Genomic DNA, 21,406 nt, shown 5'->3' with positions numbered 1-21,406 from the left:
AGGAGAAACATGACTTTTTTATTGTCAACAAAAACACCAACAATCGATGTTGTTGATAATCGAGGACTAAATATACGAACGTTTGAATATCATCGACACCCTAATGCACTGAATATGACTGATGAGCGAATTTCATACCAGCAGTTTAATATAAAAGGGCATTTGTACAAAAGTACTGACCCACGTTTACATATTCATGTCCAAGCTAATTTTTGCTATCACTATGATCTGTTGGGAACACTACTTTATTCAAATGGCGTTGATAATGGTGAGGTACGACGGCTAAATGATATTGAAGGGCGTTTGTTAGTCAGTATTGATGCTAATAATATTTGGCGTACGTGTGATTACGAGGGTAAAAACACGTTAGGGAGATTAATTCGTTGCCTAGAACGTGACGCTGTCACTATTGTGAGTGATTATTTTGTTTATGCAGGTAATTCTCCTGTAGAGCAGGCAAACAACTTAGCAGGACACTGCATTTCCCACTATGACCCCGCAGGGTTATTACAGCTGAACCAAATATCCCTCACGGGATCGCCGCTTTCAACTGCTCGGTGTTTTATTCAAGATGCCGAGAATGCGGAAGTCATTGCAAATTGGCGGCAGGGTGAAATGGATAATACGCTTTCGCAAGAGATTTTTGTTAATCAAAAGGCCTATGATGCGACAGGTTCTATATTATTGACGCAGGATGCGAAAGGCCATCAGCAGCGCTTATTTTATGATATTGCGGGGCAGTGTATAGGGCATTGGCTAACGATTTCGGGTGAGCCCGAACGGGTTCTCGTTCAATCCATCACTTATACCGCCAATGGAAATATTGTGCGAGAGGAATGGGGGAATGGAGTGGTTTCATGGAATGAATATGAGCCTCAAACCCAACGTTTAATTCGCTCTCGAACAGAGCGACCAGTAACCCATCCTCTCGGTTTTAAACGCCTACAAGATTTACGTTATCAATATGATCCCGTAGGGAATATTGTTTGTATTTACAATAATGCTGAACCTGTACGCTTTTGGCGAAACCAAAAAATAGAGCCGAAACAAAGCTTTGTCTATGATAGTTTATATCAATTGGTGAGTGCATCAGGGCGTGAAATGGCAAGCAATATCACGGAAAAGACCAAACTACCCAGATATTGTTCGTTCGACAGTATGACTATCACCCAATATTTTCGTACCTATCAGTATGATCGCAGTGGCAATTTAATACAGATCCACCATCGAGCTCCTGCGACAAACCAATGCTATACCCAATCAATGACCACAAGTACGCACAGTAATCGCGCTGTTCTCGATTCACTTACTGCACACAGTGATGAAGTTGACCACTTTTTTACACCAAGCGGACAGCAGACACAGTTATTTCAAGGGCAATGCCTTGACTGGACGGTGCGGCAAGAATTACGACAGGTTTATCAGGGAGAGGTTAATGAACATTATCGTTATGATTCGAATAGTCAGCGTGTTTTAAAGGTTAGCCAACAAAAATCAAATAGTTACCAAACCTATTATTTAGACGACTTAGAATTGCGTTACAAACAAATTCATGGAAAAGAAGCAGAGCAACTACAACTGATTGTTGTAGGGAATGCGGGAATTGCATCTATTCGCGCTTTGCATTGGACAAACAGAAGGGCAGATATAATTAAAAATAACGTAATACGTTACAGTATTAATGCGTTAGCGGGGAGTGGTGATTTAGAACTGGATCAATCAGGGCAATTGATGAGTTATGAAGAGTATTATCCCTATGGTGGAACTGCAATATGGGCAGCACGCAGTGCGCTTGAAGGGGAAGATAAGACACATCGTTATTCAGGTAAAGAACGGGATGCAACAGGGCTTTACTATTATGGTTATCGCTATTATCAGCCATGGTGTGGGCGTTGGTTAAGTGCCGACCCTGGTGGAACTGTCGATGGATTGAATTTGTTTCGAATGGCAAGGAATAACCCACTGAAATATAAAGATAATAATGGGCTAAATCCGTTTAATCAAATTGTTGAATATTATCATCGGCGCATTGATGAAAAGGCTAAAATAAGAGCCAATGAAAGCTATAAAATCATGTCGACAGGTACAGACTGGGTTTCACGCTCTGATGATTCAATCCCGTTTATGGATCTCGATTCTTTCAATGCAATGACGCAGGATAATATGCAGAATTTACGCCTTGCTGTGGGTGAAATTAGGGGCGATTCGTTAGAATTTGTGAATAATTTCAACGAATTAAAATTTGACTTAATTCATTTCACAGATAAACGATTTTTAGAACGTGGTAGTCATGCCGTTTTTCGTTCCCGAGATAGCTTGCTAGACAAAATGCTGATCCGCTCTGACCACACGAACACCACAGATTTCGATTTTGTGGGTTTAAAAACAAAAGATTTTGTTTTTTTCTCTCTCGGTGTTGAGGGAGTGACAGGGAAAATGGGTAGCCGATTTGGTGATTTAAAATATGTTACCCCACTAAATTCAGTGCGTGATTATAAGTATTTAAAATATGGGCATATGGCAATTAATGATACGATGCTGTTTGATAAAAGAATGACATCACAAGGTAGGCTTGTTGACAAATTTCGAGGTGATCTGTGTGCTGCCGCAACATTAACTCATGAAAAAATTGCAACAAAACCCAGTGATACGCTTTATCCGTATAGTGATTTTAAAGAAGCACTTGCATTACGCATCGTCAAATCAACGCGATTACTCAACAAACATTCGCAACAAATTGTTTTCTCAACAACTTCAGACGCAGAATTCGATAATTTAATTTCCCTTTTTTACCGCCCTCAAATTCTTGTCCCGAAAAAATTACATTCGAAGAATACTCGAATTGTACAAGGGCAGAGAATGAATATTCATTAATGATTTGAATATAAAGGAAAATAATATGAATTTGTCTTTGTTTACATCAACACCATTAGTGGTTGTAAGGGATAATCGAGGAAATAAAATCCGGAAAATTGACTATTATAGGCATCCTAATTTTGCAGAGCAGACCGAGGAGCGTATTGAGTTTTATCAATTTAACACTCATGGTTTCTTAGCAACCGTTGCTGACCCGCGGCAATATGTAAAACAACAAGTTAATTTCAATTATAGATATAACCTTTTGGGGTTTTCACTGCAAACTCAGGGAATAGATAACGGTACGGTGAGGGTTCTTAATGATTCTGCAGGACGTTTGTTATTAAGTCTTGATGCCAATAATTTATGGCGTACTTTTGTTTATGAAACGTCAGTGTCTTTAGGCCGGTTAACGCATATTTGGGAAAAAACTGCCGAGCAGGGGGAGCGTATTAGTGATTACCTTGAATATGCAGGGAACTCACTTCACGAGCAAAATGCTAATTTGTCTGGTCAATGTATTCGTCACTATGATACGGCTGGCCTATTGCAAATAGGCCAAATCTCTCTCACTGGGGAAGCAATTCACATTACAAGAAAGTTAATTCAATCACTTGATAATCAAGATTTTTATGTTAACTGGAATACAAATGACCGAGATGGGATGTTAAATCCTGAGCCTTTTTGTACAGAACTAAAAAATGATGCAACAGGGGCTAACATTCTTAGTATAAACGCAAAGGGGCATCAACAGCGTTTACATTATGATATCGCAGGGCAGTTACAATTTTGTGGGTTAACCATAAAAGGCGAGATTACACAATGCATGATCAAATCAATAGAGTATTCCGCAGCTGGGCAAAAACTGTGTAAAAAATTGGGAAATGGTGTTGTGACATATTATGAATATGAACCACAAACACAACGGCTTATTCGGTTTAGCACTGAACGAGCAAATAATCACGAATTGGGTTTTAAATGTTTTCAGGATTTGCGTTATCAATATGACCCCGTCGGAAATATATTATGTATTCGTAATGATGCAGAGCAAACACGTTTTTGGCAAAATCAAAAAATAGGCCTGAACAAAGGTTTACATACGATACACTGTATCAGTTAGTGAGTGTAACAGGCCGCGAAATGGCGAATATTAATCAGCAAAGGCATGCATCTCCTCAACGTTTTATGTTCGATAGTTCAATGTACACCTATTACAATCGCACATATCATTATGATAAATCAGGTAATTTAATCGAATCCCGCCATCGCACTCCAGCAATACATAGCGGCTATACAATAAAAATGACGGTCAGTGATAGAAGTAACCGCGCAATAGATTATTCATTGGCGATGGAAGCTAAAGATGTTGATGCATTTTTCACGCAGAGTGGACAGCAAAAGCAATTAATGAAGGGCCAAACGCTGGATTGGACTGTACGTCAAGAATTACTGAGTATGAGGGGGGAAACGATTTACGAACAATACCGTTATGGTAGCGACCACCAACGAATTTTTAAACTCACCGAACATAATCAACAAATAGCGACTGTCATTTACTTACCTAATCTCGAACTAAAAAATATTAACCATCAAGAGAAACTTCAGGTTATCCATATCAATGAAACCAATGGAATGCGGGTTCAGGTTTTGCATTGGGAACAAGGAAAACCCAAAGAAATAGATAATAATTCAATACGTTATTCTATTGATTCATTTAATGGCAATAGCGGATTAGAGCTAGATAGCCAAGGTAACTTAATTAGCCTAGAAGAATACTACCCCTATGGAGGGACTGCAGTATGGCTTGTACGTAATGACGTTGAAGCGGATTACAAAACGATACGCTATTCAGGAAAAGAACTTGATGCAACAGGGTTATATTACTACGGTCATCGCTATTATCAACCATGGTGTGGTCGTTGGCTAAGTGCAGACCCTGGCGGAACAGTCGATGGTTTAAATCTTTTTAGAATGACGAGAAATAACCCATTAAAATACCAAGATAATGATGGTCTTAACCCAATTGACCGCGTTGTAGGATATTACCAGCAGTATAATAATTACCGGGCAAAATCACGTGCCAACCAGAGCTACCAGATTATGTCTTTAGGTGAACGATGGTTAGATAATAATAGCTATCGCCCTGTTTTTAATAACTTAGAGACATTTTTTGCGCATACTCAGGAAAATATGGTTCAGATTAGGACTAAGGTAGGTGACCTGAGTGATGATGAGAGAGGTTTTGTTGATAACTTTACTAAGCTAGATTTCACCTTACTGCATTTTTCAGACCAACAATTTCTTAAACCCCATAACCGTGCAACGTTTCGTTCAAGAAATGAGCTCATCAAGAAAGGGATCTTATCTGCGTGTGAAACCAATACCACACCAAGCGATGTACTGAACTTGAAAACGGTTGATTTTGCTTTTTTCTCATTAGGGATCAGAGGAGTGCGCGGAAAAACACGGAGTGAATTCGGTGATAACCTGTACGTCACTTCTGTAGATGATATCACGGGCTATAAGTATATGAATTATAGCCATATGGCTATCAATGATACCTTGGACTTTTATCGCAGAGAAACGGATATAAAACGTTTAACAGCACGCTTTCCTGATGACTCATCAGGTGTCGCCGCACTAAAAAGTGAAACGATCGCAGAGAGTGCGATTAACACGTTGTATTCATTTCAAGATTTTAGAACAGCACTTGCTTTAAGAATCGTGGGCTCAGCACGTTTGCTTTCTTCTGAGTCACAGTTAAGTGTTTATGAAACCTCAACCAATGACAGTTTTGACCAATTAATTTCGTTATTTTACCGTCCTCAAATGCTTGTTCCTAAGAAATTAAAATCCAAGGCAACGACGGTGTCTAATGTTCGGCTTAACTAATGGGGTCAAATTAAACGTTTTTTAAAGGAGGAAAAATGGATGAATTTTCAATGGGGAAAACACCTTCAATAACGATTACTGATAATCGCGGGCTCAATATTCGGTTAATTGAGTATTATCGCCACCCAGATACCCCCGAAATAACAGATGAAAGACTCACCTTTCAGTCAGTTGATATTCGTGGATTTCTGCTTGGGATAAGTGATCCTCGTTTACAGGAGAAAACGTCTTTCAATTTTCGTTTTAAAGCAGATTTGTCAGGCCTTGTATTGGTGAGTGAAGGCGTAGATAACGGACAAACGGTGACGATTAACGATATAGAGAGTCGATTATTAGTGAGTATTGATGCTAATGGTGTTACCCGTACTTATGACTATGAAGATAGTACTTCCTTAGGTAGGCCATTGTGCTTGAAGGAAAAATTGGCTGGTGGAAAGACTCGAGTAACCGAATGTTTCGAATATGCGGATAATTCCATTATTTATCAAAATATTAATTTATGCGGCCAATGCATTTTCCACTACGATACGGTAGGATTATTGCAATTAGACCAAGTCTCATTATTGGGAAAAGCGATTTCACAAACTCGACGTTTAATCCAACATGATGAAGATGCTGAATATGACGTGGATTGGCAAACTGATGAAAGGGAGGAACAACTTGCGGTTAGCCAATTTGTCAGTTATTGCATCACGGATGCAACAGGGGCAAACTTAGTGACTGAAGACACTAAGGGCAATCAACATCGGCAATCTTATGATATTGCAGGGCAATTAAAAACCTACAGCTTAAAAATTAAAAACGCGTTAGAGCGGTGGGTTGCAAAAGCGATACAGTATTCTCCTTCAGGTTTGAAAACCAGTGAAGAACTCGGTAATGGCATTGTTGCAAACTACGAATATGAAGCACAGACTCAATATTTAGTTCGTGTGAAAACCCAAAGGCCAACGGATCATTTATTGGGGTTTAAATTAATTCAAGACTTAATTTATCAGTATGATCCCGTGGGCAATGTTGTTTGTGTTCGTGATCAGGCGGGGCAAACACGTTTTTGGCACAACCAAAAAGTTGAGGCAAGACAAGAGTTTCAGTATGACTCATTGTATCAATTAGTCAGCGCGTCTGGGCGTGAAATGGCAAACCAAGTTTACCAATCTTCAGCACCTTCCCGTTGTTTTTCGTTTGATAATGCAACCTATACGCGATATTTCCGTACTTATTGTTATGATAATAGCGGTAATTTAACGAAAATTTCCCATCGCTCACCTGCAACAAACCAACGTTATTCAACACAAATAATCACTAGCAATCAGAGTAATCGCGCAGTATTAAACGGATTGGCTTCAAGCGCAGAAAAAGTCGATGAGTTATTTACTGCAGCGGGGCAACAGAAAACACTGCTTCAAGGCCAACACCTTAACTGGACAACTCACCAGGAACTTCGCTCTGTCAAAAGCGCTGACGCTATAGAACATTACTGTTATGACCATCAATACCAACGAACAGTGAAAGTGACTGAACGTTCGGGACAAAAAATGAAAGTGATATATTTACCGAACTTAGAGTTAAGAAATCGCAACGATGATGAAATATTACAAGTGATTACGGTTAATAGCTTGATTGGGGTACAGTTTCAAGTTTTACATTGGGAATGTGGCAAGCCAAAAGGGGTTGCCAATAATGCCATGCATTATTCACTTAGTTCATTAACGGGAAACCAAGGAATTGAACTTGATAACGAAGGAAATATCTTTAGCCAAGAAGAATATTATCCTTATGGCGGAACAGCAACTTGGTTGGCAGATAATACCTCTTTAGCAGGTTATAAAACGCGGCACTATGGTAATAAGGAACTTGATATGACAGGGTTATATTATTATGGTCGCCGTTACTACCAACCATGGATTGGGCGCTGGCTGAGTGCTGACCCTCTGGGTGCTGCTGACGGGAATAATTTATACCGTATGGCGCGCAATAACCCAATGACATATTATGACGAACAAGGGCAATACCCTAAAATTGCTCATTATATTTGGCTTGGTCACAAAGAACTTCCCGCTGATGGCATCAGTAATATTGCCAGCTTTAAACATAATAACCCTCAATATCAGATTAATTTGTGGAGTGATAACCCAACGAAGTTGAAAAATAATCTCATTGAACGAGGTTATAGCCAAGCGATATTCAATGTTATCAATGTTAAAAAACCTGCCCCATTTGATTATCAATATCAAGCAGCGATTAACCGAGAATCGACTAATACAACCTATGCGAATTATGCGGCTGCATCAGATATGTTAAGAATCGGTATTTTAAGGCGGTTTGGTGGGTTATATATGGATATTGATGTTATGGTCGATGGCCCAATTGGGGAAATTAGACCACTTTTAGACAACCAAGACGAACTTCCCGATCTGCTAATTCATCATGGGAGGGATTACAAAGGAAAAACTGCCTTAGGTAATGCCGTTATTGCCGCCAAAAAGAATGCATTTAGTCTACACAGTGTAATGCGTTATATTCGCTATCTTTATACGCATAATGGGGTAGAGCCTTTTCTTGACGTTGTGCCCCAAAGCAAATTTGATACCTTGACGGCTAAAAAGAATTATTATTACCCTAATATTCCTTGGTCAGTTCTCATGTGGCAAGGAAAGCGTTTAATTCCACATATGCGCCGTAATATTACAGTCGATGGTACAGGCCCTGGTATGTTTGTCAGTTGGATCCGCTCCAGTTGCCCATTTGATAAAAGCATGCGAGCGCGAAAACTCATCAATCAGTCAGGCTTTTTTGGTCATAGAGCATCACTAACAAGTTGGGGGTTTGGGCTTAATGCAGATGGGCAAACATGGTATAAACCCCGCAAAGCTCGACGCGCTTCTATCTAAAATTTAACCTCAATCTGGATAAAAAATAAGTGAGATTGGGGTTAGCAACTTGTTTGGCGAGCATCACCGCTTGTGCTGCATTTAGTCACGGGGGGATCTTGAACTAATATAGATAAGTAAAATTCACTAAGTGACTGTTTATCAGAGTGTTCTACTAGAAAATTTAGCTTATTTACCGTAATTTGGCTGAATACATTTCCGCCAAAGATGCTTTTACGATGAAAAAACGTATTTTATTGCTGATTTTGTTTACCAGTTTTAGCTATGCAAAATCCAATTATCATAATAATTCCTCCCGTCATGATACACAAGTTGTGCATATCTGTGCATTATCACCATTTTCTGAATTTTATGCAGAAGCTGCGTTTTCAGAACAAAATGCACGGCAAAAAACGTCTCGTCGCTGTGAGTTAGGGCAAGGGAAAGGCAGTATTTTTTGTAAAGCCAAAGATGCGAAATGTAGCACCAGCAAAATATCATTCAATGGTGATTATCTCGAAGAGAGCATGTTTGTATACACAAAAACATGGCAAAAGGGAGAGTATCTTGAAATTGATGAAAATATTCCTAACTTATCCCGTTATGATTTTGCAGATAAAATTGCCTCTTACAGTATTCCTGATGGCTGGACAGTGCGTTTTTATGAAGGGGTTAATTATACAGGGAAATACCACACAGAATCGGGTGGCGAGCACAACGCATTAGGTTATGGTGAGAAAATACGCTCCATTAAAATCATACGTCGTTGATTATGTGAGTACATAAGGTCAGAGAACCTGACCTTATTCGTTATTTAAGATTCTAACATATTAACGAATTGGCTGTTTATTCAATGGCTAACAGCCAGTTTTGTTCCGCCATTACCTTACCATTAATTTGCAACTGTATTTGCTGTTTTCCTGCATAATATTGTCTTGTGGTGATGGGCTTAACCGTGTGTTTGTTTTCTAGGGTGAGGGTTTCATAGGCACCGAGCGTCATTGTGCGTAGCTTAAATACTTTTGGCGCTGTTTTTCCGTTCGCTTTCATAAAACCAATAATATAATCGATCACCAAATTTTGCGGTTTATCACTGAATGAACGTAGAGAAAGCTCAAGTATTAAATTTTCACCGAGTTTAATATTTGGAGTGACATTAAATTGTTCAATAGAAACTTGCGCCCCATGTTCCACACCAATAAGTGCCAACGCGTTGTGGTTTCCTTGTTTAATTAGCGTTCTTAATGCTTGTTTAGTGATCCATTTGATATATTGCTGTTCTTGTGGTGTATTGGCCTGTTGTTTCCATTCAGTCAGTAGTTGTGTCACGTAGCTAGGGTGGTCTTTCGAAATATCATTAAGGTGGTTGGCCACGCTTTTGCGGACATATAACTCACTATCAAACTTAAGTGCATCTAAAATTGGGCGAGTGATGATAGGGTTTTGGATAAACGCATGTAATTTCTCACCCCAAGGGAGGCGAGAACGAGTACCTTCAGATGCCCAACGGCGCACATGGACATTATCATCAATAGTGCATTTGGTTAGAAAGCTCATGGTTTCATTAGGGTATTGCTTGATAAAAGGGCGAATGGCCCATTCAGAGGTAAAATAGGTGGTGAGCAATTTTAAGGCATCGAGTGAAATGTCGTAGTGTGCTAAACCTTGTACTTGAATAAACTCAGCCAATGGCCAAATAGCAAATCCTTGTAATTTATTTTGTTTTAGCACCGAAATAATGATTTTAAGTGCGCTAGGGTAGTCAGATGGCAGTGCGGTAATTAAAACGTCTCGGATCGCATGGACTCGTGCTTTCATTTCAAGTTGGGACATTTTAGAGGCTAAATCATGCAATGTTTTTGCATTAAATTCTGGGTATTCAACACTAATGAGTTCAGCAAGTCGCTGTAACATCGCTTCATTAAAATGGTGCTTAAATGCTTTATCATTTTGTTCTTCGATTACACTCGTCATACCCATTCCCACCTCGCTATTTAAAGGAATATATTGCCTGAAATTGCCTTGGCAGAATATGCTATTTTTGTATTTTAGCAGGAAAAAACTTGTACTAGACCAATCAGTCCAGTACAGTAGTGCCATGAATAAACACACAGAACACGATACACGTGAACATCTTTTAGCTACGGGTGAGCGCCTTTGTCTGCATCTTGGTTTTACGGGGATGGGGCTTAGTGAACTTTTAAAAACTGCACAAGTACCTAAAGGATCGTTTTACCATTATTTTCGCTCTAAAGAAGCGTTTGGTGTTGCGATGTTAGAACGTTATTACACAGACTATTTACAACGCCTAACAAAGCACTTCGAACAAGGAGCAGGGAATTACGGCGACCGATTTTTAGCTTATTATGGTGAAATGCTGCAACAGGTCTGCCAGGTGGGGCATATTAATGGTTGCCTCACGGTAAAATTATCAGCTGAAGTGTGTGACTTATCTGAAGATATGAATAAAGCGATGGATGAGGGTGTTCGGCAAATTATTGGTTTGCTTGCGGATGCCTTAGAAAAAGGTCGCCAAGAAAAATCACTTTATTTTATGGGGGATCCTTTATCAAAGGCTCAAGTTTTCTATGCGCTTTGGTTAGGGGCAAATTTACAATCAAAAATTACACGTAGCACGGTTCCATTGGAAAACGCGTTGGAACATGTAAAGAATACACTTCAGACGCCAAATAGTTAAATGGCGTTTTTATTTCTCTAATTACTAGTCGACTGGTCTAATATGGAGCTGTTATGTCGCAAAAACAATTATTCACACCACTTAAAGTTGGTGCTTTCACTGCAGCAAATAGAATATTCATGGCACCATTAACGCGTTTGCGTAGTATTGAGCCAGGTGATGTCCCTACAGAATTAATGGGGGAGTATTATCGTCAACGTGCTAGTGCAGGGTTGATCATTTCGGAAGCGACACAAATTTCAGCGCAAGCAAAAGGCTATGCAGGGGCTCCAGGGTTACATAGCCCTGAGCAAATTGTCGCTTGGAAAAAGATCACAGAAGCGGTACATGATGCAGGTGGTCATATTGCCGTACAACTGTGGCACACGGGGCGAATTTCCCATGATACGTTACAACCTGAGAATCAATCACCTGTTGCACCTTCGGCACTAAGTGCTAACACACGTACATCTTTACGAGACGAGCAAGGTAAACCAGTGAGGGTTGAAACCTCAATGCCGCGAGCGCTAACATTACAAGAAATCCCTCAAATTGTTGATGACTTTCGCCAAGCGGTAGAAAATGCGCGCCAAGCGGGATTTGACATGGTGGAATTACATGGTGCTCACGGGTATTTATTGCACCAATTTTTATCGCCAGATGCAAATCATCGTGATGACCAATATGGTGGTAGTATTGAAAACCGCGCACGTTTTTTGTTGGAAGTGATTGATGCCGTATGTGAACAATGGGCACCAGAGCGCATAGGTATTCGACTCTCTCCAATTGGTAGTTTCCAAAATACAGGAAATGGCCCCGATGAAGAGTCAGACGCATTATATGTGATTGATGCGTTAAATCAGCGTGGGATTGGTTATTTACATCTTTCTGAGCCTGATTGGGCAGGCGGTAAGCCTTATACAGAGGCATTTCGTCAAAAAGTTCGCCAGTGTTTTGATGGTGTAATTATTGGTGCTGGTGCTTATACTATTGAAAAGGCAGAAGACTTAATCGAAAAAGGATTAATTGATGCCGTAGCTTTTGGCCGTGATTTTATCGCAAACCCTGATTTAGTTGCGCGCTTGCAGCATGGTGCACCACTGAATCCTCAGCACCCTGAAACATTTTATGGCGGTGGTGCAGAAGGTTATATTGATTATCCATTTATGAAATAGAAATATAATAGATATAGGCGCAAGCAACGGATGACTACTAATTTTGCTTGCGCCAAATTGTAATGTATATATTGCAATATTGGCTTTTTTTATACTATTTGGAATATATACGTTACCATTTTAATCTGAGTGTATTCCAGACACTCTCCCTCAGTGCAGCTGGAACACCATGGTGTTCAGCAAGCTCTCGCCACGTTGAGACCACGGCAATTGTCTCATCAATTATTTTTTTTGCTTTATTTCTACGTAGGTGTGTAATTTGTTCTGTGATTGACAACAAGTCATCATGGGTAAAATTATCACGTTTACCCGCTAATGACAGTTGGTGAGATTGTACCCATTCTGAGTCTTTTTTATAACTCCAAGCGAGGTCATAAGCAGGCGCTAACTGCCATTCGTATTGGTCGTTCACCATAAATGACCAATTCTTGGTGTGGTCATCATGGTTACGGGCGATGATATTAAACACCATTCGGCGATATATTTGCTCTTGCTCTTTATTTGATAAACCCAACTGCCTTGCAGTTAACAGTAGCTCTTCGTAACTAAATGCACCTGGTTTTCTAAAGTCTGCATGCGCTAAGCCACATAAACTAAGGACGTGATATTTTAAATTTCCCACTCTGTCAAAGCGCTTAGTCATAAAATGAGCACGTCCACTCTGTGCTTCCCTTAATAACTCACATTCTGACATTTCAATACCCACTTGTGTGGCCATCAGGTAATAAACATACTCCATCACCCCAAATCCTTTTGGGTCGCCAAAGGTTTCTTTATTGCTTTGGTGCTCTACAACACCATCAAATTTAAGTAAGTAATGTTCAAACCCTTCTGGGACTTTTACTTGGCCTGAGCGGATTTCTGTACGGTCTTTATTGACTGCGACTACGGCTTTAGCACGTGCACCACCTGCAGAGGTGCCGATTTGTAGCAACTTAGACATCGAGGACTCTTCACTATCCGTTAAATGCAAATCATCTCGCGCATCCAACACTTTTTGGGCGATATTGACCAATTCTTCAATCAATATTGGGGTATCTTCTTCAATGTTCGGGTAATTCGTCGGTTGGTATTCAAGTGCGCCCATACCCCGAGTTCCAGTATAGAGTAATCGGTCTAAGGCTAAAAATTGTGATTTGTCTTTACCTTGGCGTGCCAGCCACGCATTGATCAAGGCGTTTCCGAAATCATCGGGTAAGGAGTCTGCAAATACAGCAGGTAAACCGCGATAGGTATCAACAGGTAAACTGCGGAAAGTATAGGTTTGTGAACTCAACGGTAAGTGAAGTGGGGAGAGACTAAAACCCTCTTTTTGCCACTCTTTGGTATATTCGAACGTCGCAAAACCGCTATCATCTGTATAGGCCAAATAGCCCGTGGGTATATTATCAAAAAAGACAGTGCAAGATTTGGCTATCATATCGAACCTTTATTTTTTCGGTTAGCTAACATTTCTTTGACAGAGAGTTTGGTCTGTATTTGATTACGCTTAACATTTTGTTGTTTAACTATTTCTGAAGGACGTAAAGACGGAGGGGGGATCAATGTGTCGAACCCTTCCAATAAATTCAGCTCGCGTAAAACGCTGATAAATGTTCCAAGGCTGCAAGTGCCTTTTTGTATTCGTGCGTAGGTTGGTCGGCTAATACCTAGATTTTCGACAAGCTCTTCCTGTGACAGCCCCCTAGATTGCCTATAATATTCAAGGCGGTTATAGAGTTCTTGTGTTATTGCTAAATCTGACATTGCCATTGAAATTTTCATAACGGCCTCTTTTGTAATATATATATTACAATATAGTGTTTTTTCTGGCGATCTGCAACGTATACGTTACGGTTTATATCAGGATTAAAAATTAGATGAATTAGGTTGATGAATAAGATAATTCACTCTTTTCTTTATATAGGTAAACCTCGTACAGTAAAGGTACATTTATTCTCGTTGAGCCACTTATGAAACGTATCCTTTCATTAATCACGGCGGGGTTTATCTCACTTTGTAGCATAACAAGTGCTTTTGCAGGTGATCCTGGTCCATACCGCTTAGTGTTTCTCGATATATCCCAAGACCCATATAAAGATGGACAAAAATTAGTGATAGAGCTGCGCGAAATGAACGCGCTTTCTGACGCTCAGGATCACAACTGTTTTATTTGTGATGGCAATGATGGCAGCTATTCTGTTGAGGTGCTGTATGTTTACTCCGCTCCCGTTGGCCTATTAACGGAAGACTTACGCAAAGCCGTGGAAGGGGATAAGCAAGCGAAAACCCGCATGCAAAAGGTATTAACTGAGTTCCATGATAAGCAAGGTGAGGGGGTTGATGGCTTATTATTATATGAGCATGTTGCTGGTAAAGTGAATATCTATACTATGGATAAAAAAATTGGATCTAAACTGGAGGTTGAAAGCAAAGCGGTGAAAAACCACTTACTGCATTCCAGCTTAGATAGTTTGTTAGAAAAAGCGGCCAATAAAATAGATAGGCCTGTTTGATTAAAAACGCCTCTTACTTATGTTAAGGGGTTTCAAATAGCGTTAAGGCGTTTGAAAACTTCTCAATCAACATCTTAAAGACGTCGATCTCATCATCACTCCATTGATTAAACATTTGTTGGTAAAACTGGTAGCGTGTTTGGTCTATGGCGAAAGATAGGCCTATATCCCTGGCTACAGTTATCACATTATTTTGGCCCGATGTCCGTTTTGAGTTTGAATATCCACCTCCAAACGTGACGCCGTAACCTAAATCATATGCCGCTGAGAAACCATAACCGTCACCATTTAGTCATTGAGAAAACGGTATGTTTAATCATACCGTTTTTAATAAAATCAACATGTTAATAATACTATTAAATAATCATAGTACTGAAACTATCAATAAACAGTTTTATTCCATTTTTTGATAAATATCTGGCCTAACAATTTCCCAAACAAAGTCTTCACGGTTTATGGGATTATATCCCACTTTTTCATATAACCAGGGGGCTGTTGATGTTACCAACATGAGCCGTCGTAGGCGCATCATTAAAGGGTGAGAATGGCAGCATTCCATTAACCAGAGCCCAAGTTTTTGGCGTTGATATTCTTCGAGGATATAAACATCACATAAATAACCAAATGTCGCCCAGTCTGTGACAACACGGGCAAAACCAATTTGCTTATTATCATAAAAAAGTGCAAAGGAAAGGCTATGAGAAATACTTTGGGTCACTGTCTCTAGATCAATTCCTTTTGCCCAACTTGAACGGACTAGATACTGGTGAATAGAAGGTATATCAAAATCGTCAGTATCTGTTGTTATTCGATAATTTTGGCGAGTCCATTGATAAATTTTTTTCATTTTTCACTCAGCATATAAGCAATAAGAAAGAAAATATACACGGATGGTAATATCATCCGTTTGTTCTTAAATGCTGATAAAGATAAAGTCATGAGTATGAGGTCTTAGCTGATTCAGATAAACCACAGTTATGTTTAAGGGGAGGGAGAGCGTTTTTCATTTATAAATATTGGGTTAAGTTGAATTTCCCACCTTAATATTGAGTTGATCTCAAGAAACATAAGTCTAGCGTAATGGAGAGAAGGATCGTGAACTAATGAACCCTTATAGCTTATTTAACATAATATGCATTATGCGAACCTAAGTATAAAATGAAGAAATCCAGCGTTCTGGCTGGTTAATCGTGTTGGTTCGTTTATCGTTGAAACTTAACGTTCGTTGCAATTTCGCGTTTAATCAGAGTTGGCGAGTTATTCACGCCCGTTTCTGTTTTTGCAAAATTGCTAAGTTGCTGATTCACATCAAGTGAAATGATATGTTATGTAATCAATGGCTTAACTGTAAAAATAACACCGCTGCTGCGATATTCAACGGACTGAACTGGCGTATTATCTTTATACGTCACAGATGATAAAACTGGCACATCAGAGCCAACGCTAAAACGCCCTTCATTTCCCGACGAGACGCGCAAATGCGGAGAGCTCACAACATGAAAACGGCTATCTTGACTGAATAACTCGTATAACACATCAATAGAGCCGCCTGAGAATTGCAAAAAATTACTATATTCATAGTAGGATGCGCAGGCTGCATCAATATCACTTTCAACGAATGGCCTCACGTTTTTCACTTTAACAATTGCGATAGCTTTCCCCATTTCTTCATTGCCATCTTTTAAAAGATAATTGTGATTTTCAACAATCAGTAAGTCTTCATTACAACCGATGTTTGGTGCCCATTTTCTTATTTCTAACGTTTTTTTTCCTAACGCAATATTTTTACCTGCTGGAGAGACTACAGATATGGCTTTCATTAATGAGATGTTTTTCCTGTTAAATTGATGTGTCCTTTATAAGGTTGATTAGTCCAATGCAAACGAACGGTTGTGCCATCAAAATTACCGTGGTTAAATATTTTCATTTTTAACCGTTGAGCCATTAATGATAGATTAATATAGCTTTACTTCTTTTTGTTTTACAAGGAAATTTTATGAGTAAAAATGGACGGCATTACACAAAAGAAAAAATCGAGAAACGTAAGGCCTTGGAGCGAAAAAATAAACACCCTATTCGTCTATTTATCAAAAGTTGGGATTTTTGGGGTAAATCGTGCTTTGGATTTATGATCTTTGGAATGGCTATTTATTCGTTAAGTGAAAATGCGACAGCACACCTGTTATGGATAATCTATGCTTGTATTTGCCTGCCTTTATTTCCTTTTGCTAAAAAATGCAGTGATGATGTTCTTCTTCACTATTTTTCAGAGCATACATTTGAAGAGATAATTAATGGGGGGGGCGCTAGAGGCTTCGGCGCTTTGTATTTAATTGCGATTATTCCATTTATCATCCCTTTAGCGACTGGATACTTTATCTACCAAATGAAAAAGTACAAATAAAATATTTTAGGCTTTATCTGTTATCAAGTGACAAACGGATAAAATATGATGAGTGAATCGCCGATTTATCAATTTTTGCTCATTATATATTCTTGGAGTTTCACTATGACGGTTTCCATTCGTATTGTAAGTGGCCTACTTTTAACATCACTTCTTGCTGCAGGTCATGCTCTAGCGGAAGCAGAAAGCACTTTAAATCAAAATGTTAAATTGAATCATGCAACAATATTTTTACGTGGGGCTGAGTTGGATAATGATGTGACACTGTCACTTAAACCGGGCCAAAATGATGTTATATTGACCAATATTGCAGCAAATATAGACCCACGAACCCTGTCCGTTAGTTTGAAAAATAATGATGTTATTATTCGTTCAATCAATGTCCAAAAGGTCGCTGTTCCCCCTATTTATTCACCTGAAATAATTACGCTTCAAGAACAACAAAAACAAAATAATCAACAAATTGAACGCTTAAATATTGCAATTAAAGTGGGAGAAGAACAATTATCGTTGTTGAAAGATCAACGTTTTTTTGGTGAAAGCAATAGCCAGACAATTGAGCAATCATCACAAAAATTGAATTTTATTCGTCAACAGATGACGCAAATATTGCAAGAACAGCAGCAGAACCAAGCGTCAGTGGATGAGCTTGAAGAAAAAAACATGTTGCTACAAGCTCAAATTGATGAAAACTTGCCTGCGGTTGTCGGGCAGCAAACTCAAGTGGTGATGGTCATTGATGCGAAAAACGCAACCACAGCACAAATGCAACTTTCTTACCTTACCCCTGATGCCGCCTGGTCCCCAAGTTATGATTTTCGTAGTGAAGATGTTGAATCCCCTATCGTTCTTACCTACAAAGCCAATGTTGTGCAAAACACAGGGATTGATTGGCGAGATGTCAATTTAACGTTATCCTCTGTGAATCCGTCTAAAAATATTACGCCATTTAACCTGCAACCTTGGCGCTTATCGGTTTATGATGACAGTATACAGTACGAATCCCAAGCCTTAATGCAACAGGCCCCTGCTCCCGTCGCAATGACGGACGCCAGTATGCGTGCAAAAAAAAAGCGTGATAGCTCAGGTATTGCCGATTTTGTCACTGCATCAAACAATGGCATCAATTTAAACTACGATATTTCATTACCTTATAGCCTAAAAAGCAGCACAAAACCCAACTCGTTAACCATCAAACAAACAGATATTATAGGGAAATACCAATACACGACGACACCGAAATTGGCGGAAGATGTCTTCTTACAAGCCGATATCGATAATTGGCAGGCGCTGAATTTACTGAATGGTAACGCCAATATTTACTATGGCAATACGTATATTGGTAATTTCCAAATTGATACCACTCAGTTGAATGATACTCTCTTTATTCCTTTTGGCATTGATAAAAACATTCAGATTTCTCGTGGAAATAACGAAAAAATGAAGAAAAAACCAAGTTTTATTGGTTCAACTATTGAACAGAAGGAAGGATATTTAATTAAAGCCAAAAATATGCATACTAAGCCAATTAATTTAACAATTGTTGACCAATTACCGATTAGTCAAGATAGCGAAATTAAAGTCTCTGAAATTGATAATAAACAGGCTGTTGTCAATAAAACAACAGGAGAATTAACTTGGGATGTGACTTTAGAAGCTAACCAACAGATTGAAATTCCATTTAATTATACGTTGAGCTACCCAAAAGATAAGCATATCGTTGGTCTTGAATAGTAACTTTTGTAGTTCCCTTTCGAAGGCGTTAGAATAAATTTACGCAAGACAACTATAATAGCTTAGAGGTTTTCATGATTATATTAGTGACTGGTGCATCATCTGGATTTGGCGAATCTATCGCGCGTAGATTCATTCAGCAAGGTCATACCGTTATTGGTACAGGGCGTCGAACTGAACGTTTAGAAGCGTTACAACGTGAATTAGGCAATAGTTTTCATCCTCTAACATTAGATGTTCAAGATAGAAAAGCGATTCAAACTGCCGTCGCTAATTTACCTACCTCCTTGAAAAATATTGATGTTCTTGTCAATAATGCAGGTTTAGCACTTGGTTTGGAACCTGCGTTTAATGCAAACCCAGACGATTGGGCAGTAATGATTGATACCAATACCAAAGGTTTGGTCAATATGACCTATGAAGTCCTACAAGGCATGGTGGCAAAAGATCATGGTCATATTATTAATATTGGTTCAACCGCAGCAAGTTGGCCTTACAAAGGTGGTAATGTGTATGGCGCCACTAAGGCATTTGTTAAACAATTTTCATTAGGTTTACGTGCTGATTTACAAGGTAAAAAAATTCGGGTGACGGATATTGAGCCAGGTTTAGTCGGTGGAACTGAGTTTTCTAACGTACGCTTTAAAGGTGATGATGATAAAGTTGCAAACACCTATAAAGGTGCTGAAGCATTAACGCCTGAAGATATCGCTGAAACGGTATTTTGGGTTGCAACGCTGCCTGCGCATATGAACGTGAATACTCTGGAATTAATGCCTGTTTGCCAAACATTCGCTGGTTTAACCGTTCATAAACAACTTTAATTTTCGTACTATTCTCTACAGACGAAATGGTTTATCTTTGGCTATACTCAAGATATTGGCCCTGTTTAGTAAGGAATTTACATGAGTACTCAGAATATTTTGAAGAAAAGCGTAGCAGCTATGTGTGTCTGTTTACCATTACTTTGGACAACAGTTGCACCCGCTGCTCAGGGAAATACAACAACGTCATGCACTGCAGGCAGTACTTGTGTTTCTGTTGGTAAAGGTGATGATACTTTAAATAAAGAACAAGCTCGCCAAGAAAAAGAACAATGGGATAACACTCGAATGTTACGCAATAAAGTGAATACGCGTACTGAAAAAGAGTTCGATAAGATTGACGCCGCATTTGATGCAAAAGATAAGTGTGAAAAAAGCTTGAATCTGAATGCCTATTGGGAGCCTAGTACAAAGCGCTGTTTAGATGTTGGTACTGGTCGTCCAATTAACCCGTAAGTTGTTAACTTGTTCGTTATGGAGTCATTTACCAAGGAGGATCAATGCGAAAGAAATTATTAGTTCCATTATTTTTAGTGATGTTGGCCCCTGCTTTTGCTCAAGCTTCATGTGAAAGTGTGATAGAAGAAATTAAACAGAAAATTATCAATAATGGCGTACCTGCCGATAGTTTTAGTTTAGTTGCAGTTCCTAATGATGAAGTTGACCCATCAAAAGGCCAAGTTGTCGGTCACTGCCAAAATGATTCATATAAAATTATTTATACTCGCCATTAGGCATGGATAAATAACACAAAAAGGGCGAATAAATCGCCCTTTTTATTTGTTTATTTTCAAATAATTACGCTGGTACAGTAATAAATTCCTGCAATTTTTCGATATGCAAATAGCGTCCTAAATCCCGCTCTTCTGGCCGTAATAAATACGGAATTTCACCAATTAGTGGCGCTTTAATGTGGTGCTGTAGACGGTCAATAATTTGTGCGTAATGAGCAAGACCTGGATTAATTCGGTTTGCCATCCAGCCAATTAGCGGTAAACCATCGGCTCTAATTGCATCCGCTGTTAACAAGGCATGATTGACACAACCGTGCTGAATACCCACCACTAAGATGACTCCGACAGATTGTCCTTTGAGCCAATCGGCATAAAAAGTATTATCATCAAGTAAATAGCGCCAACCGCCATTTCCTTCAATAACGACCATGTCGCATTGTTCATGTAAATGCTCTAAACCTTGTTTGATTTTACTAAAATCAATACTGTTCTCATGGCTGTAGTTGTCAGTGATGCGAACTGGATTAACTTCATCATAAGAAACGAGGTCTTTAGACACACTGTGAATCAATAATGCATCTTTATTCCTGACTCCTTCAGGGGTATCAATGCATTGATCTGCAATAGGTTTGTATCCTACGGCTTTAATTCCTTGTCCATTGAGTGCTTGCAAAATAGCAAGTGTTGATACTGTCTTCCCGACATCTGTATCTGTCCCGGTAATAAATAGATTGATCATGGTCTT

Annotated in this window: 18 protein-coding genes and 2 pseudogenes; 13 read left to right on the top strand and 7 right to left on the bottom strand. The window is 39.2% G+C overall.

The genetic code is table 11. The annotated features are described in order from the left end of the window. The first annotated feature begins 9 nt into the window (after positions 1–9). From AABS66_RS00170 to AABS66_RS00150, 5 genes are all read left to right on the top strand, one after another. Entirely contained in the window at positions 10–2,874 is a 2,865-nt protein-coding gene (locus AABS66_RS00170) for an RHS repeat-associated core domain-containing protein (protein WP_430224412.1), read from the top strand. A 25-nt stretch (positions 2,875–2,899) separates the two neighbouring features. Continuing rightward, entirely contained in the window at positions 2,900–3,976 is a 1,077-nt protein-coding gene (locus tag AABS66_RS00165; protein WP_430224411.1) for a hypothetical protein, read from the top strand. A 20-nt stretch (positions 3,977–3,996) separates the two neighbouring features. Beyond that, on the top strand, positions 3,997–5,748 hold the full coding sequence (locus tag AABS66_RS00160; RefSeq protein ID WP_430224410.1) for an RHS repeat-associated core domain-containing protein: 1,752 nt from the start codon (positions 3,997–3,999) through the stop codon (positions 5,746–5,748). Positions 5,749–5,783: 35 nt separating this feature from the next. Further along, positions 5,784–8,639: an RHS repeat-associated core domain-containing protein gene (locus AABS66_RS00155; protein ID WP_430224409.1), complete on the top strand. Its 2,856-nt coding sequence runs from the start codon at positions 5,784–5,786 to the stop codon at positions 8,637–8,639. Positions 8,640–8,857: 218 nt separating this feature from the next. Beyond that, on the top strand, positions 8,858–9,388 hold the full coding sequence (locus AABS66_RS00150; protein ID WP_206086049.1) for a beta/gamma crystallin-related protein: 531 nt from the start codon (positions 8,858–8,860) through the stop codon (positions 9,386–9,388). A gap of 76 nt (positions 9,389–9,464) precedes the next feature. Here AABS66_RS00150 and AABS66_RS00145 read toward each other — a convergent pair whose 3' ends face one another. Continuing rightward, on the bottom strand, positions 9,465–10,592 hold the full coding sequence (locus AABS66_RS00145) for a DNA alkylation repair protein (protein ID WP_430224408.1): 1,128 nt from the start codon (positions 10,590–10,592) through the stop codon (positions 9,465–9,467). A gap of 124 nt (positions 10,593–10,716) precedes the next feature. Here AABS66_RS00145 and AABS66_RS00140 point away from each other — a divergent pair, with 124 nt between their 5' ends. Together AABS66_RS00140 and AABS66_RS00135 are read left to right on the top strand one after the other, a co-directional pair. Next, positions 10,717–11,316 (top strand): TetR/AcrR family transcriptional regulator, encoded by a 600-nt coding sequence (locus AABS66_RS00140; RefSeq protein WP_272573576.1) that lies wholly within the window; start codon positions 10,717–10,719, stop codon positions 11,314–11,316. Between the two features lie 53 nt (positions 11,317–11,369). Then, positions 11,370–12,470 (top strand): alkene reductase, encoded by a 1,101-nt coding sequence (locus tag AABS66_RS00135; protein WP_206086052.1) that lies wholly within the window; start codon positions 11,370–11,372, stop codon positions 12,468–12,470. Positions 12,471–12,582: 112 nt separating this feature from the next. Here the strand turns inward: AABS66_RS00135 and AABS66_RS00130 are convergent, their stop codons facing one another. After that, on the bottom strand, positions 12,583–13,890 hold the full coding sequence (locus AABS66_RS00130; protein WP_206086053.1) for a type II toxin-antitoxin system HipA family toxin: 1,308 nt from the start codon (positions 13,888–13,890) through the stop codon (positions 12,583–12,585). Then, positions 13,887–14,234 (bottom strand): helix-turn-helix domain-containing protein, encoded by a 348-nt coding sequence (locus AABS66_RS00125; RefSeq protein WP_349421863.1) that lies wholly within the window; start codon positions 14,232–14,234, stop codon positions 13,887–13,889. Before AABS66_RS00125 ends, AABS66_RS00130 begins: the two co-directional genes overlap by 4 nt. A gap of 188 nt (positions 14,235–14,422) precedes the next feature. Here AABS66_RS00125 and AABS66_RS00120 point away from each other — a divergent pair, with 188 nt between their 5' ends. Beyond that, positions 14,423–14,965: a hypothetical protein gene (locus AABS66_RS00120; RefSeq protein WP_206086055.1), complete on the top strand. Its 543-nt coding sequence runs from the start codon at positions 14,423–14,425 to the stop codon at positions 14,963–14,965. Between the two features lie 394 nt (positions 14,966–15,359). Here the strand turns inward: AABS66_RS00120 and AABS66_RS00115 are convergent, their stop codons facing one another. From AABS66_RS00115 to AABS66_RS00105, 3 genes and pseudogenes are all read right to left on the bottom strand, one after another. Continuing rightward, a complete protein-coding gene (locus AABS66_RS00115; RefSeq protein ID WP_349415119.1) occupies positions 15,360–15,812 on the bottom strand; it encodes a GNAT family N-acetyltransferase in 453 nt (150 codons plus the stop codon). A 370-nt stretch (positions 15,813–16,182) separates the two neighbouring features. Then, positions 16,183–16,512: pseudogene (locus tag AABS66_RS00110) on the bottom strand (type II secretion system protein GspD); the annotation flags it as partial. A 48-nt stretch (positions 16,513–16,560) separates the two neighbouring features. Continuing rightward, positions 16,561–16,785, bottom strand: a pseudogene (locus tag AABS66_RS00105) (ASCH domain-containing protein); the annotation flags it as partial. Positions 16,786–16,961: 176 nt separating this feature from the next. Here AABS66_RS00105 and AABS66_RS00100 point away from each other — a divergent pair. The 5 genes from AABS66_RS00100 (at position 16,962) to AABS66_RS00080 (ending at position 20,661) form a co-directional block, all read left to right on the top strand. Then, positions 16,962–17,369, top strand: a complete 408-nt coding sequence (locus tag AABS66_RS00100) for a hypothetical protein (RefSeq protein ID WP_241016886.1) — start codon at positions 16,962–16,964, stop codon at positions 17,367–17,369. Positions 17,370–17,474: 105 nt separating this feature from the next. Beyond that, the gene (locus AABS66_RS00095) at positions 17,475–19,103 is read left to right on the top strand and encodes a DUF4139 domain-containing protein (RefSeq protein ID WP_430224406.1); all 1,629 of its coding nucleotides are present in this window, start codon (positions 17,475–17,477) and stop codon (positions 19,101–19,103) included. Between the two features lie 74 nt (positions 19,104–19,177). Next, the gene (gene ydfG, locus AABS66_RS00090; RefSeq protein WP_206086058.1) at positions 19,178–19,927 is read left to right on the top strand and encodes a bifunctional NADP-dependent 3-hydroxy acid dehydrogenase/3-hydroxypropionate dehydrogenase YdfG; all 750 of its coding nucleotides are present in this window, start codon (positions 19,178–19,180) and stop codon (positions 19,925–19,927) included. 81 nt (positions 19,928–20,008) lie between these two features. Next, positions 20,009–20,383 (top strand): DUF1283 family protein, encoded by a 375-nt coding sequence (locus AABS66_RS00085; RefSeq protein ID WP_206086059.1) that lies wholly within the window; start codon positions 20,009–20,011, stop codon positions 20,381–20,383. Positions 20,384–20,427: 44 nt separating this feature from the next. Then, positions 20,428–20,661 (top strand): DUF1161 domain-containing protein, encoded by a 234-nt coding sequence (locus AABS66_RS00080; RefSeq protein WP_206086060.1) that lies wholly within the window; start codon positions 20,428–20,430, stop codon positions 20,659–20,661. A gap of 64 nt (positions 20,662–20,725) precedes the next feature. Here AABS66_RS00080 and bioD read toward each other — a convergent pair whose 3' ends face one another. Continuing rightward, entirely contained in the window at positions 20,726–21,400 is a 675-nt protein-coding gene (gene bioD / locus AABS66_RS00075; protein WP_206086061.1) for a dethiobiotin synthase, read from the bottom strand. Positions 21,401–21,406: the final 6 nt, after the last annotated feature.

Source organism: Providencia sp. SP181, assembly GCF_050446505.1.
In the GTDB taxonomy this organism is placed as follows: Bacteria; Pseudomonadota; Gammaproteobacteria; order Enterobacterales; family Enterobacteriaceae; genus Providencia; species Providencia vermicola.
Note: the sequence above shows the minus strand (reverse complement) of the source record. Positions and strands in the feature narration are given on the sequence as shown.